Here is a 15,811-nt window from a genome sequence, read left to right as displayed (position 1 = left end):
TTCGATGAGATAAAACTAAACGTCAATCTTTGATAAACCAATAACTTTCCTGCCCTCTTGCTGTTTCTATGACCAAATTGTTTGAGTAGAATTTAATGCTAATTTGTCCTTCAACGCCTGTTGTAAATTGCTCTGCGCTTATTGCTTTGTAACGCTCGACAACAACGGGCTTGGGAAATTCCCACTGTCCTTTATAAGCACTTGAATGAATCACAACTTTAGGGGCAACATAACTAATAAAATTAACACTTGAGGATGTATCACTGCCATGATGCGGGCTTAACATGACTGTACTTTTCAACGATGTATTATTCGCTAATAAAGAGGCTTCACGGGATTTTGATATATCACCTGTAAATAACACACTATGAGTATTACTTGATACTCTAACAACGCATGAATCGTCGTTTTCATTTCCATACCCTCTAGTGCTAAAGCTTTCTACTCTTAAACCAACAAAATCAACATTTTGGACTTCACAAACATTAAGTGTATTTTCAGGATGAAATTGCTTTAATGTTTCCCCAAATCCAGCTTCAATAAAATGCTGTATTCCTCCAGCGTGATCGCTGTCTTCATGACTTAGAATTGCTGTTTTTACTGTGAAATTATTTGCTTTTATATAAGGCAATAAAATACTTCGCGTACGGCTAAAACGATTAAAATAACTTGGACCAAAATCATAGATAAGCACTTGGTTATCTTTTTCAATTAATGCCATGAGACCATGCCCAACATCAAACACATGAAGTTGCCAGTTAGGCTTTTCTTTTAGAAGATTATTCAATAAAAGTACTGTTAAAGGAATGAAACAGAGCAATTTATAGGGGAGGAAGTAAATCATCAACATAGTAATATAGGTAAAAATGACGAATATTAACTCGATTCTTCCTGTTGTCAGCCATCTTAACGACTCGGGTATTTCATAAAGTAATTTAAATAACGCATATAACCCTGTATCAAACAAATGTATTAAATTACCTATATCTATAAAAGTACTCAGTAATGTAAAAACAATCAAAAATGGTAAAATAATGATGGAAAGAAACGGTATCGCAATTAAGTTAATCACTAGTCCCGCAATACTTACGCCATTAAAAAAATAAAGTGAAAGTGGTAATAAACCGATAAATAATGCTACTTGAATAACAAATAACGCAATAATTTTGTTTTTTATTCGTGTATTTAATATTGGTAATTTATTAATAACAGTAAAAATTATAGCGACTGCTAAAAATGAAAAATACAGACCTGGATTAAGTAAATTAAATGGGTTAACAGCAAGCACTATTACCAAGGCAAATAAAATACTACGCCATCGCAGCGGCTGCTTAGCAAGAAAATAAAGTAACAAATAACAACCCAGCATAATTAGTGCTCGCGTTGCTGATACTAAAAAGTCACTTAAATATACGTAAACTAATGCAGCTATAAAACCGAACGAACTGTAGTAAAGTGTAAGGTTAAATGATTGACCAATTGAAAAGTTTATTTTCGTACAGATAAATCGAATGAATAAGTAACCAAAGCTAAAAATCAAACCAATATGTAAGCCCGATATAGCCAGTAAGTGACTTAACCCAAGTGATTGCATTAATTGTTTATCTGTATAGCTCATTAACGATTTATCACCACTGAGTAATGCATAATAGAGCCACTGCAATCTTGTATTTGTATAGGTATTTTTAATGAAGTTTTGATAATCTAGCACGATGCTTTGTTTATCGCTGTGTATTATATTAAGCTCTTTATTGAGCACTTTGCCTTTAAATAATATTCTATTTATAAATGCATAACGTTCATTATCAAACACATTAAAATTTTTATTACTGCGAAAATATTTTAAATGGATTAATGCAGAGAATTCATCGCCGACTGTAAAAGGCTGTGCAGAATTAACACTGAGCATTGCTTTGGGTGCTCTAAAATTCGAAAAACTACTCCCGTCTAATGCCACTATTTTGGCTTTGATATACTGAGGTTTTTTATCAGAAATAACCTCTTCAACAACTAATGTAGAATCAAGTGCATACTTTTCGTTCGGTTTTGGTATTTCAAAACTATAAAAAAGGTAAAAATACATACCAACAAAGCAAATTGCACAAATAAAGCCTAACAATACGTTTAAAAACGGCTTAAAATAAGCGCTCACTATTACAATGAAAATTGTGAAGACTGTAAATTCGAGAGTTTGATAATAAAACACGGTTGCTACACAGCCAATTACAAACCCAAGACTTATCCACACTGATGTAAATGGTTGCTTTAAATGGCTAAAAAAACGATCCAAAGATTTTTACCTGATCCAAATAAAATTAGACATCATAAATCACTAAAAATATTTGGACGACTTTTGCAAGACGCAAATCTTTGGCATTTAAATAGACGTTCAGCTCGAGGGGCCTTCGCGGTCGGGTTATTTTTTGCTTTCATCCCTGTTCCTTTTCAAATGGTTTTAGCCGCAGCAGGTGCTATATTATTTAGGGTTAATTTACCCATATCAGTTGCTTTAGTATGGCTTACGAATCCATTAACCATGCCACCTATCTTTTATGGCTCATACTTAGTGGGTACGTTAATACTTAATCAGCCAGAACAACACTTTGTATTTGAAGCCAGTTGGTCTTGGTTTTTAGAAAGTATAGAAACAATTGGTCCTGCATTTTTATTAGGTTCATTAGTATGTGCTTCTATTGCATCAATTATCGGATATTTTGGTATCGATATTATTTGGCGCCGTTCTGTGAAAAAAGCATGGTTATCACGAAATAATTAGGGCGTTAAAGCTAAATAATCACTGCAATTCTAATCTAATAAAATATTATAGACGAAAAAAAACCAACTTTATTAAGTTGGTTTTTTTATAATCAATAAACTTTAAAAGCGAAATACGCGCCTTAAGCCAACCAGTGGTAATAACAATAATGTATACCAAGGGAAGCTAGCAGAGTTACGCTCATAAGCTTCCGCTTCTACTGGAGCACAGCTTTCTACTTCACCATTTGCAATGGGAGTTAGTTTAACTGCTATTGCAATACTCTCATATTCAATTTCACCATTAATATCAGTTAATACACCGCCTAATGAATCAAGCTTTTCAACTGTTTTAGTCGCAGTACCAAATATTTCATTATTTTCGTTGATAGCTGTCGCTTCAACCATAGTATAAGCGTAATCAGTTTCACCGTCGGTGTCATAACAAGGCAGTAAATCGTTTAGATTAGTGATTTTATCTTCACCAATTTTGTAAATAAAGGCTTCTTTTAGTCGCGAGCTATCAGAAACACCCACTTCTCCTTCACCTACAATATAACCTTGGTTATTTATATCGTTACCGTAAGAACTTGAGCTTGAAAAGTAATCAGTAGGGAAAACCGTACTACCCGTTGCGATATCATGGTAAAAGAATTTATTACGAAGAGTGCCTTCAATACGCTTAGTCGCATAACCTGTAATAACATCGTTATCATTAATAGCAATTGATTTACCAGACTGCCAGTCATCTTCTTGATTAATAAAATCAACAACCGCACCGTCTTTAAAATAAACTGGCATTGTAAGAATTGTATCGTCATTTTTGTAATAACGTGTATTCGATGAACCTACAATTGTACCGTTGCTGTTCACTGCTAAAGCAGTACTTGTAAATGCGTCATCTTCCGCTTCACCTTCATCAGGTGTCAGTGCCATACCAAGCTCTTCAACAGACGTGATATTGAGTGATTCATCAAGTTCCCATTTAACAGCGCGCTTATTAAATATACCGCGTGAAATATTTGAATTTAACAAGTTGATACATACTGACGTTGGTTCGTCTTCATTATCACAGTTATCATCAATATTGTCTTGTCTGTCATCTGGAATGCTTGTAGACATGTTACCTACAACGGTATAACCACTGTTAGTTTTAATAATATCGTTGGCACGACTTGTACCACCGTATTCATTAAACTCAGGCTCTAACTCAACACTTACACTGCCATCAGCGCTTATTACAATTCCACGTTCTATAAATTCATGAGTAAACCACGTTTCTGCATCATCTTCGCCATCAGGTGTAAAAGATACTTTATCGTATGGAGCGCTTCCCCAACCGACTGTAACACCATCTTCAGTTACAGCATTAAAAAGGTTAGTAGTTGAACGTGTTAGTCCGTCATAATCAACAGATGCAACATCAAATAATGGTTGCTCAGTTATTTGTGTATCATTATATTTTATGCCTACTAATGAGCTTAATTTTTGATATTCAAAATTTGTAGAAATTGAAGATAAAAAACTAACCATGAAAGTGTGTGCATCAGCATTAGTCAGTACTGCATCATTATTTTCAATGTCATCAAGTGTGAAGGTAATCTCTTTATCACTTAATTCAAATGCTGCCTCTGTATTGTCATAGCTATTTTCAATAAGGTTTTCAGTAAAATCTATATAGCTTGTATCAATAGGTAAATTGTATAAACCATTTGCGAAACCAATAATATGCCCGCTTTCGCTTACATCTGTTACATAAGAATATTTAGCGTCTTCAAGAGTCCCTAATTCACTTAACTGGTACGTCGCACTTGTTGCTGAAGTGCTTAATGTCGCTAAAATACTGGCAGCGAGTAATTTATATTTCATTTTAGTCCTTACTACTGATTCTGTAATTCTTCAAGTTCTTCCCAGCGCTCAAGGGCAGCTTCAAGGTCAGACTCAAGTTGTGCTAAATGGTTCAATGCTTTAGTTGTTACATCACTCTCTTGTTTAAAAAAGTTTGCGTCACTTACTACAGCTTGTTGAGCTTCAATTTCAGCTTCTAGTTTTTCCATTTTATTCGGTAGTTGCTCTAATTCAAGTTTTAATTTGTAAGAGAGTTTATTTGTCTTAGCTGCTGGTTTTGAAGCTGGAGCGGCTACTTTTTCAACTTTTTTTACTGGTTGTTGCTGAATTTTTTTTTCTTGTTCAGCTAAGTAACCTACATAAGCTTCATAGTCGCTATAACCACCGACGATATCTGTTACTTTACCATTGCCTTCAAATGCCCATACACTAGAACATGTATTATCAATAAATTCTCGGTCATGGCTTACAATCAGCACTGTACCTTGATATTGATTAATAATGTCCTCTAGTAACTCTAACGTTTCAATGTCCAAGTCATTCGTTGGCTCATCGAGAACAAGTATATTAGATGGTTTTAAAAACAGTTTAGCTAATAGCAGTCTATTTTTTTCACCACCAGAGAGTGCTTTAACCGGGGTTCGAGCGCGAGCTGGAGGGAATAAAAAGTCTTGCAGGTAACCTAAAACATGGCGTGAACGACCGCCCATCATCACTTCTTGTTTACCTTCGGCAACGTTATCTTGAACAGTTGCTTCTTCGTCAAGTTTTTCACGGTATTGGTCAAAGTAAGCAAACTCTAAATTAACACCTTGCTTAGTAATACCACTATCTGGTTCTAAATCACCAAACATTAGTTTTAATAATGTTGTTTTACCAATACCATTTGGGCCTACTAAGCCAATTCTGTCGCCACGCATTACAAGTGTCGAAAAATCATCAGCAATAACTTTGTCTTTAAATGCATGGCAAAGGTTCTTAGCTTCAAATACCAACTTACCTGAGCGATCAGCTGTTTCAATATTAAAGTCAGTTTTTCCAACTTGATCAACACGTTGCTTGCGCTCATTACGTAGCTGTTTTAGCTCTCGAACACGCCCTTCGTTACGCGTTCTTCGCGCTTTAACACCTTGGCGAATCCACGTTTCTTCTTCAGCTAAACGCTTATCAAACAATGCATTTTGCGCTTCTTCTACTTTTAAATCATGCGCTTTTTGCTCTAGATAAGTCGCGTAATCACCTGGGTACGAAATAAGTTTACCGCGATCTAAATCTAAAATACGCGTAGCGACAGCGCGAATAAACGCACGGTCATGCGATATAAATACAATGCCGCCTTTGAATTCTTTTAAAAACTGTTCGAGCCACATTACACTTGCCATATCTAAATGGTTTGTTGGCTCATCTAGTAATAATAAGTCAGGCTCACTTACAAGTGCACGCGCAAGTGCTACTTTACGTAACCAGCCACCAGAAAGAGACTCAAGTTTAGCCTCTGGTGTTAATTCTAACTGTGTCAAAACTAATTGAATTCGGCTATCAAAGCGCCAACCATCAGCGGCTTCAAGTTGGTTTGATAAACGTTCAAGTTTATTTAATAACTTATCAGTACATTGTGTTTGCAGTTCGTTGCTAACATGATGAAAATCAATGAGTAGGTTAGCAATTTCCGGCATACCCTGCGCAACGTAATCAAATACAGTTCCGCTTGCACCTTTTGGTGGATCTTGCTCTAAACGAGAAATTCGAATGCCACCAAGCTGATTTATTTCACCGTCATCTAAAACAACTTGTCCATCGAGTACTTTTAATAACGTTGACTTACCCGCGCCATTTCGACCAACTACACACACTCTTTCGCCACTTTCTATAACAGCGTCTGCTTTGTTAAGCAAAGCATGTGTACCAAAAGCAAGTTGTGCTTTTAAAATTCTTATTAAGTCCATAGTTCTTATTTGCTCTTATTCTGCTTGTGCTAAAAATTCGCGCACAGAGTGTAAAGTAAAAGGCCAATATAATTTCTCGCCTTTTTCACTTTTTAATACAGGAATAGTAATTTGATACTCAGCAATAAGCTGCTCATCAGTCATAATATCGATTAGTAATAACTCACTGTTGTCATTTAGTACATCAGTGATAAGTTGCTCAGCCTGTTCGCACAAGTGGCAGCCATCAGTATGATATAAAATCCATTTAGCCATGCGTAATTAGCCAGCTATTATGGATTTTTTTATTACGTTTGAAGTCTGGTGATAACGTTTTATCTGAGATATTAACGGCTTTTAAACCTAAACCAATCAGGCCAACTTCATCCATTACAAAACCACGTTTGTTATTAGAGAAAATCAAAGTACCTGATGGACTTAAGATCTTTTTTACCCACGTTAATAATTTAATGTGATCGCTTTGCACATCAAACGCGTCTTTCATACGTTTTGAGTTTGAGAACGTTGGAGGGTCTAAAAATATCAAATCATATTGTGCTGTCGCATGCTCTAACCATTTTAAACAATCTGCTTGTTCAAAACGGTAACGTGTATTACTGATATTGTTTAAATCGAAGTTATCTTGGCCCCATTTTAAATAGGTTTTAGATAAATCAACTGTTGTAATTGCTTTAGCGCCACCAAGTGCAGCATGCACAGAGGCAGTACCTGTGTATGCAAACAAGTTTAAAAAGCGCTTATCTTTCGCATTTTCTTGAATATAACGACGCATTAAACGGTGATCTAAAAACAAACCTGTGTCTAAGTAGTCAAATAAATTAACTTTAAACTTAGCACCAAACTCTTCAACTACCATAGTTCGGTTTTGTTTAGACATGGCCGTATACTGCTCTTCGCCCTTTTGCTTTTTACGCACTTTTACAGCAATATTTTCAGGTGAGATATCAAGTTGTTGCGAAGTCAATGTTATTACGTCTTGCAGGCGTTTTTCTGATGTTTTTTCATCAATTTCTTTAGGCGCTGCATATTCAAAAATAACCGCAGAGTCACCGTAAATATCTACAGCAACATTGTACTCAGGGATATCCGCTTCATAAACACGATAAGCGTCTACTTTATTTTGTTTAAGCCAGTTTTTTAAGCCTTGCTTATTCTTTTTCAATCTATTTGCGAATGACGTAGAGCCCTCAAAATTAAGCGCTTTTTTATCATCGGTAGTCAAACTTACTTGCTTATCATCTAATTGATATAAGTTAAGTTCAACATCAAGTGGGCCATTTTTAAACTTATAACGCTTAAGGCGCACAAGTTTTAAAAGTTTAAATAAGCTCTCGTCCATACCTAGTAAGGCAAGTTTCCAATGATTAAAGTGCTTTTTAAAGCCAACACCTAAATTACGGTGTAAATCAACAAGCTCAGCCATAGAACCAATACGTTCACCATAAGGTAAGTTTGAAATTACAACACCCGGTAATTTTGCAACAGCAGTAAGTTTAGTGGCATCACTTTGCTTAAACTTAATAACATCGTCAAGCTCAGCACGTTTGGCATTATCAATCGCTTTATTTAAAACTTGTTCATCGTAATCGTGGCCAATTAACCACAATTTAGGATCGGTAATGTTAGCAAGTAACTCTTCTTTAAGTTCTTTAAACTTAGCGGCTCTAAAACTGGGTAAACGCTCAAAAGCAAAGCCTTCACGAAATAATCCCGGCGCTTCGTTTCGTGCCATGCCAGCCGCTTCGATTAAAATAGTACCTGCACCACAACATGGATCGAATAAAGGTTGTTTTACATTATCAAGCCAACCACTTCGTTTAATTAATGCAGCAGCTAAATGTTCTTTAATTGGTGCTTTACCTTGGCCTTGGCGGTAACCACGTTCAGATAAACGAGGGCCCGAATAGTCAATATACATAGAAACGCCGTAACGATTTAATCGCGCAACAACACGCACATTTGCATCTTGCTTATCAACGTTAGGACGCTGCTCGTATAAATCATTAAAGTAGTCAACAATCGCATCTTTTATTACAAGACCCGAAAATTGTGTGTTTTTTAATGAGTCATTGGTACCGTTGAAGTCGACAGCGAATGTTTGAGTTGGTCCAAACCACTCTTGCCAAGGTTGCGAGCGAGCAAAATTATACAGGCTATTCTTGTCATCTACGCCTTCTTTTTCTTCAATAAGCATAAGCACACGCGTTGCAAAACGACTTGATAAACAAACCTTTTGCGCCAGTAATGAGTCAGCCTCAAAACGAACAGAACCAACAGTTTGCTTAGACACAGTTGCGCCAAGTTCTGTTAGTTCATCAACCAATAAATTTTCGATTCCGATAGAAGTAAGTGCGATAAATTGCAAAGTAATAACCCTTAATAGCTAATTGCGCAGGATTATAACATAGGTTGGGCGACAAACACGCCATAAAGACACGCTTAAGACTTAAATTTGGTTAGGCGGTTTGACTTTGATATTGCTGATTTAGAATGGGGTGTACTCGATTATTCAAAATACGGATTACTTCAAATTGTGCTAAAGATAAATTTTCGTCTAATTTGAAGGTTTCGCTTAAATTTAAGCAAATAGATGCATCAGGGCAATGCTCTACAATTAAAAAATCACCAGTCTGCGCTTTAGATATTAATTTAACTATTGCTTCGACACTAGGCTCTGTTCCAGTGTACTCTTCAAAAAACCAGCTTTTTGATAAAACGGGTTTTAAATGATACTTAACAGCGGTTGCATTTAGCGATATTTGACAAATTTGAGCAGCAGACCACAATTCAAACCCATCTAAATAGTTATAAACTTGTTCATAAAATGCAGCATCTTCTAAACTAAAACGTGGATTTTTAAAAACAGAATCGGTGAGTTGTCTTAACTTATAGGGCGTACATAATTGCATGTCGTCATTTAAATCAAGTAACAAACGATTTTTATTAGGACAAGTAATCCACTGCCATTGCTTTGATGCTTGTAACATTTACTCCTCCTTGGGTATGTTGAATAATTATTGCTCACAGTATAACCGCTTTTGACCACTTTTAAAATGCTTGCTTAGAACATTTATCGAACGATCAAAAGCTTAGATAACTGATCCTTATAAGCCGTTAACGATCGACTTTACCAATTGTGGACCTTTGTAGATGAACCCAGTATAAACCTGGACTAAATTTGCGCCTGCATCGAACTTTTCTTTTGCTGATTGCGCATCATCTATTCCGCCTACTCCGATGATTGGTAATTTACCTTGTGTTAAGCGTTTCAATTCACTCACTACCTCTGTAGAACGCATTCTAACAGGGTGACCTGATAAACCGCCGGCTTCTTCTGCATATTGCTGGCCCATAACTGCAGCTCGCTCAAGCGTGGTATTGGTGGCAATTACACCATCGATTTTATTATTTAAAAGTGATTCACTTACTTGCTCTATTTGAATTTGATCTAGATCCGGTGCAATTTTTACAAGCATAGGCACTTGTTTATTGTGCTTTGCAACTAAATCTAACTGTTCGTTTTTAAGACTTTGCAATAAGTCATCAAGTGCAGCACCATATTGTAAATCACGAAGTCCTGGGGTATTTGGGGATGAAATATTTACCGTAATGTATGAAGCATGCTCAAATACTTTACGCATACAATGAATGTAGTCATCTTTACCTTGCTCATTAGGAGTATCTTTATTTTTACCAATATTGATACCGAGTATGCCACTGTACTTTGCTGCTTTTACATTTTTGACTAAATTATCAACGCCTTTGTTATTAAAACCCATACGGTTAATAATAGCGTTTGATTCTGGTAATCTAAAAATACGCGGTTTCTCATTGCCCTCTTGGGGACGAGGCGTAACTGTGCCTACTTCGATAAAACCAAACCCCATTTGGCTAAAAGCATCAATACATTCTGCATTTTTATCAAGACCAGCAGCAAGCCCTACTGGATTTTTAAATTCAAGACCTAAGAAGTTTACGGGTTTATCTGAAACACTTTGTGACCAAGCTAGATTTAGAGGCGTATTAGCAAAACGACGAAGATTATTAAGTGCAAACTCATGCGCCCACTCCGCATCACGGGTAAACATAAAACGGCGAGCTAAATCATAAAACATCAATATAATCCTCTTTTTAAATTTCAGACAAAAAAATACCTCAGACAAGGCTGAGGTATTGTATAACAAATTTAACAATCAGTTATTTATTTACTAAACAAATAATAGATTAAAGCTAAATTATTTTCCTGATGTATCACAGTTGTGACTTAATAACATAAGTTCACGAAGTGCAACTGAGAACTTTGCAAAGTCGTGGCTTTGTGATGTTTTAAACTCAGCCAGCATTTGTTTCCAACGTTGAAGTAATAAATCTTGGCTATCCATCCACTGATCTATTTGACTATCAACATCACTCTCATCACCTTCAAAGCTATTTAAAACCACTTCAGATAACGTACGTTGCTGCCAATCAAGCTCCTCACGGTAAGATGAACGAGCAAGTGCTTGCCAATGATTTGCTACTGGTTGCTTAGTTATTTGCTCTAAGAACCAATGCAGACCCATTCTTGCGCCTAGTTTAAAGTAAGTATTCGATACCATCGAAATACTCTTACCTGAATTATTAGCAACTTCAGCTAAATCCATCACAGAGAATAAGCTTGATAATGAAACAATACGCTTAGCTATATCTGCAGGAACGCCGGCATCAATTAACTTATTGGCTTCAATTACAATGCGGTCATTTTCTTTTTCAATCATGTATGTATTTAAGTTATCACTTAAATCTTTAAATGTTGGCGCAAAGAATTCAATTCCTTGTTCAATCGTTTGTGACTTATTACGATGACGTAAGAACCAACGTGTTGTACGGCGAACAGTACGACGAAGTTGGTAAAGCATTTCAGTTTGTACCGCTGCTGGTATTTTATTATCCAGTGCGCTGATAGAAGACCATGTATCACGCATTTCAAATATTTCGCTAGCAATTGAGTAACACATTGCAATTTCAGCTTCGTTTGCACCGGTTTCTTCATGCATACGTACCATGAAGTTTAAACCCATATCATTAACGATACTGTTAGCAAGTTTAGTTGCAATAATTTCTTTACGAAGTGGATGGTTGTTCATCGCATCGTTAAACTTCTCACGAAGAGGACGTGGGAATGACTTCACAAGCAATTGGCGATAGTAAGGGTTTTCAGTAATTTCATCACTTACTAAAGACTCTTTTAATACCATTTTTGCGTAAGACACTAGCACTGAAAGCTCAGGGCGAGTTAAGTCTTTACCAGCGGCTGCACGTTCTGCCAATTCTTCATCACTTGGAATGAACTCAATAGCACGGTTTAACTTGCCATCTTTTTCAAGTGCATGAATAAAGCGAATCTTTTCTTTAAGCGTTGAAGTACCTTTAGACTGCGTAATTGAAATAGTATGTGTTTGACGATAACAATCTTTTAATACTAACTCAGATACCTCGTCTGTCATTGAGTAAAGTAGCTCATCACGTTGTTTACGTGTTAAGTCACCTTCAGCAACCAAGCCATTAAGTAAAATCTTAATGTTAACTTCGTTATCTGAACAAGCAACGCCCCCTACGTTATCAATAAAGTCTGTATTAACACGACCACCCTTAGCAGCAAATTCAACACGACCTAATTGAGTTGCCCCTAAGTTACCGCCCTCACCAATTATTTTAGCGCCTAAATCTCTACCATTGATACGTAGTGCATCATTTGCACGATCCCCTACATCTGCATCAGTTTCTTTAGAGTTTTTAATGTATGTACCAATACCGCCATTCCACAGTAAATCGAACTCCATCATCAATGAAGCTTTCATTAACTCATTTGGGGTCATACTTGCTTTTTTAGTACCCAACATTTTTTTCATTTCTGGGCTAAGCGTAATTGATTTAGCAGCACGAGAGAAAACACCACCACCGGCAGAAATTAACTCTTTGTTGTAGTCTTCCCACGATGAACGCGGCATATTAAATAAACGTTCGCGCTCTGGATAAGAAGTAGCAGCATCTGGGTTCGGATCAACAAAAATGTGCATATGGTTAAAGGCAACTTGTAAACGAATATGCTTAGATAACAACATGCCATTACCAAATACGTCACCCGCCATGTCGCCAATAGCTACCACTGTAAAGTCAGTCGTTTGACAATCGATATCCATTTCACGGAAATGTCGTTTAACTGACTCCCATGCGCCTTTAGCTGTAATACCCATTTTCTTGTGATCGTAACCAACCGAGCCACCTGATGCAAATGCATCGCCAAGCCAGAAATTGTATTCATTAGCTATGCCATTTGCGATATCAGAGAAAGTAGCAGTTCCTTTATCCGCTGCAACCACTAAGTAAGCATCATCTTCATCGTGGCGAACAACATCCCGAGCTGGCACTATTTCACCGCGTTCAATGTTATCTGTAATATCCAAAAGACCACGGATAAAGATTTTATAACACTCTTGGCCTTCTTTAATAAACGCTTCACGCTCACTAGGTAATTGTTTACATACAAAGCCACCTTTAGAACCAACAGGTACAATTACTGTATTTTTAACTTGTTGCGCTTTAACTAAGCCAAGTACTTCAGTACGGAAGTCTTCACGACGGTCAGACCAACGCAAGCCACCACGCGCTACTTTACCGTAACGTAAATGCACACCTTCTACGCGCGGAGAATAAACAAAAATCTCAAACGCTGGAAGAGGAAGCGGTACATCAGGAATTAAGCTTGGTTGTATTTTAAATGATACATACGACTTAAACTGACCTGCATCATCTTTTTGGAAATAGTTAGTACGAAGCGTTGCAACAATCATATCGACGTATAAACGAATAATACGGTCGTCATCTAGGTTTGCTACATTTTCAAGCTCTAAATAGATTTGTGTGCTTAGCTTCTCAAGTGTTTTGGCACTTGCTGGGCTCTTAATTGAGAACTTTTTAGCAAATAAGTTAACAATTTGCGCAGCAATATTTGGATAGTTAGCAAATGTGCTTTCAATGTAAGTCTGAGAGAACGTAACACCGATTTGACGCATATACTTAGCGTAAGCACGTAAAATAGAGGCCTCTCGGCCAGTTAGGCCACCCATTAACACTAAACGGTTAAAACCATCGTTTTCAAGGCGGTTGCCCCAAACATTTGTTAATGCAGCGCGAAAACGTGCTGAAATCTTATCAAAATCAGCCATCCCTTTGCTATCAATAAGCATCGAGAAGTCCATGATCCAATTAATACGACCATCGCTTGTTTTAACTGAATAAGGCGTTTCGCCAACGACGCGCAGACCAAAGTTTTCAAGCATTGGCATAACATCAGATAAGTGAATTGGTTCGTCTTTATGAAATAAGCTTAATCGTACAATATTGCTATTAGCTTCTTCTTGAGGACGGTAGAAAAGCATTTCTAGTTTGTTTTCATCACTAAGTAATTCTAACTTTTCGATATCAACAACCGCAGCACTTGGAAGCACTTCATCTTTGTATGAGCGTGCAAACGCATTACAGTATTTACGATTTAAATCGTTACCACGTGCTTCGCCCGCAGATTCTAAAAGTGCAGATTGAAGTTTATCTTCCCACGTACGTGCAGCTTCTACTAAATTGTTTTCGATATCTTTCACGTTATATTCGATCTTGTTGTCGGTCACACGAACGGTGTAATGAGTACGCGCAAGTGTTGACTCAGAGAAATAAGTAGTAAATTCGACTTTATCGTCAGAATTAAATGCATTGGCTAATATATCTTGCGTTTCACGACGAAGTGCCGTGTTATAGCGCTCGCGAGGTACATAAACCATGCAAGATAAGAAGCGACCATACGCATCTTTACGTACAAATAAGCGACACATATCGCGCTCTTGTACTTGTAACACACCCATAGCAACTTCAAGTAGCTCACTTTCGCGCGCTTGAACAAGCTCATCACGTGGGTAGGTTTCTAAAATATTTAAAACAGCTTTGTAAGCATGCGTGCCTTTAGCAAAATCACACATTTCCATGATGCGATTAATTTTACTTTTTAATACTGGCACATCAGTAGCACTGTTATTGTAAAAGCTTGATGAGAACAAACCAATAAAGCGGTCTTCACCAATTACATTGCCTTCGTCGTCAAAACGCTTAATACCTACATAATCAATGTAGGCTGGACGGTGAACGCGAGAAACAGAGTTAGTTTTTGTTAGGATCAGTAGGTTGCTACTACGTGCTTCTTGGCGAGCAACCTCTGGTAATTCTGATAGTAATCGTGTGTGTTCTTCAGTAGAGTTTTTCATCAAGCCAAGGCTTGATTCCATTTTACCTTTTAATTGGTAATCACCTTGAACTGGGCTTAGCTCATATTCACGGTAACCCATTAGGGTAAAGTTATCTTTAGCTAACCAATCTAAAAACTCAGTTGTTTCTGAAACTTCTTCTTTCGTTTTATTATGATGACGCTTGGGTAACTCTTTAGTTACTGCCATCAATTTTTTACGGATTGGCTGCCAATCATCAACAGCAACCGACACATCAACAAGAACTGATTCTAACTCTTTTTTGAAAGACTCAATCACAGAAGAATCTGTTTGACGGTCGATTTCAATAAAGAATACTGTTTTAGTAGATGAAGATTCTTGTTCTGCTTTTAAATTTGATAAACCAGAAATTTTAGCGTTTTCATCGCGCTTAATTTTTAATGGGCAGTGAAGTAATAAGTGAGAGGCGATATTTTCACGTGTCATGGCCATACGAACAGAATCAACTAAAAACGGCATGTCTTTAGTAATAATTTCTACAATTGTATGCGATGACTGCCAGCCATCTTTTGCCACTTCAGGGTTGAAAACGCGAATAACAGCGTCGTCGGTAGTATTTTTTTCTAGCGAGTTCCAAAGGCTTAATGCTGCGCCATATAGGTCACTATCGTTGCGGTTTGCCAAATCCTCTTTAGACATGTTGCTGTACAAGGCTTTGGCGAATTTCTCAACGAGTAACACATTATCAGCGCGAACTTTTTTCTGGATCAGCTTACAGACATTATCTAGGATAACCGAGGCTTGGCCTTCATTTCGTGTCATTGTATGTTCCTTAATCTATTACTGCTCAGGAGCAGGAATTTGTACAGCTATTCATTAGCGTGGAGTCAATTAAATTCTAACCCTTTTACAGCTAATAAACAGCCTTTTCGATGAAAACATTTTAAGCATTTCAGCTATTTGGTCATCTATTCACAAATTGTAGATATAAATGGCCTTTACAGGCCA

General features: G+C 37.0%; 9 protein-coding genes. 1 reads left to right on the top strand and 8 read right to left on the bottom strand.

All coding sequences use genetic code 11. The features are described 5' to 3' along the window. Window positions 1-22: 22 nt before the first annotated feature. Complete coding sequence (locus I6E69_RS07330; RefSeq protein WP_197120934.1) at window positions 23-2,290, bottom strand: DNA internalization-related competence protein ComEC/Rec2; 2,268 nt, start codon at window positions 2,288-2,290, stop codon at window positions 23-25. Here I6E69_RS07330 and I6E69_RS07325 point away from each other — a divergent pair. Next, window positions 2,270-2,776, top strand: a complete 507-nt coding sequence (locus I6E69_RS07325) for a DUF2062 domain-containing protein (protein WP_024595571.1) — start codon at window positions 2,270-2,272, stop codon at window positions 2,774-2,776. The two genes, I6E69_RS07330 and I6E69_RS07325, sit on opposite strands and share 21 nt — an antisense overlap. 101 nt (window positions 2,777-2,877) lie before the next feature. Here I6E69_RS07325 and I6E69_RS07320 read toward each other — a convergent pair whose 3' ends face one another. The 7 genes from I6E69_RS07320 to I6E69_RS07290 all read right to left on the bottom strand — a co-directional run bounded on the left by I6E69_RS07320 (window position 2,878) and on the right by I6E69_RS07290 (window position 15,625). Next, the gene (locus I6E69_RS07320) at window positions 2,878-4,623 is read right to left on the bottom strand and encodes a DUF3466 family protein (protein ID WP_197120933.1); all 1,746 of its coding nucleotides are present in this window, start codon (window positions 4,621-4,623) and stop codon (window positions 2,878-2,880) included. A gap of 11 nt (window positions 4,624-4,634) precedes the next feature. Further along, window positions 4,635-6,548: an ABC transporter ATP-binding protein gene (locus tag I6E69_RS07315; RefSeq protein WP_197120932.1), complete on the bottom strand. Its 1,914-nt coding sequence runs from the start codon at window positions 6,546-6,548 to the stop codon at window positions 4,635-4,637. Window positions 6,549-6,563: 15 nt separating this feature from the next. Then, window positions 6,564-6,803, bottom strand: coding sequence for a glutaredoxin family protein (locus I6E69_RS07310; protein WP_002961779.1), 240 nt, complete (start codon window positions 6,801-6,803; stop codon window positions 6,564-6,566). Beyond that, window positions 6,796-8,913: a bifunctional 23S rRNA (guanine(2069)-N(7))-methyltransferase RlmK/23S rRNA (guanine(2445)-N(2))-methyltransferase RlmL gene (rlmKL, locus tag I6E69_RS07305; protein WP_138489126.1), complete on the bottom strand. Its 2,118-nt coding sequence runs from the start codon at window positions 8,911-8,913 to the stop codon at window positions 6,796-6,798. The genes I6E69_RS07310 and rlmKL overlap by 8 nt, the downstream gene beginning before the upstream one ends. A gap of 91 nt (window positions 8,914-9,004) precedes the next feature. Then, window positions 9,005-9,535: a cell division protein ZapC gene (locus I6E69_RS07300; RefSeq protein ID WP_002961896.1), complete on the bottom strand. Its 531-nt coding sequence runs from the start codon at window positions 9,533-9,535 to the stop codon at window positions 9,005-9,007. A gap of 117 nt (window positions 9,536-9,652) precedes the next feature. Further along, window positions 9,653-10,663, bottom strand: a complete 1,011-nt coding sequence (gene pyrD, locus I6E69_RS07295) for a quinone-dependent dihydroorotate dehydrogenase (RefSeq protein WP_197120931.1) — start codon at window positions 10,661-10,663, stop codon at window positions 9,653-9,655. 120 nt (window positions 10,664-10,783) lie between these two features. After that, window positions 10,784-15,625: an NAD-glutamate dehydrogenase gene (locus tag I6E69_RS07290; protein WP_076924580.1), complete on the bottom strand. Its 4,842-nt coding sequence runs from the start codon at window positions 15,623-15,625 to the stop codon at window positions 10,784-10,786. Window positions 15,626-15,811: the final 186 nt, after the last annotated feature.

The sequence above is a fragment of the Pseudoalteromonas sp. NZS100 genome, from assembly GCF_015864815.1.
Classification (GTDB): Bacteria; Pseudomonadota; Gammaproteobacteria; order Enterobacterales; family Alteromonadaceae; genus Pseudoalteromonas; species Pseudoalteromonas distincta.
This window is presented reverse-complemented; position numbering and strand designations above follow the sequence as displayed.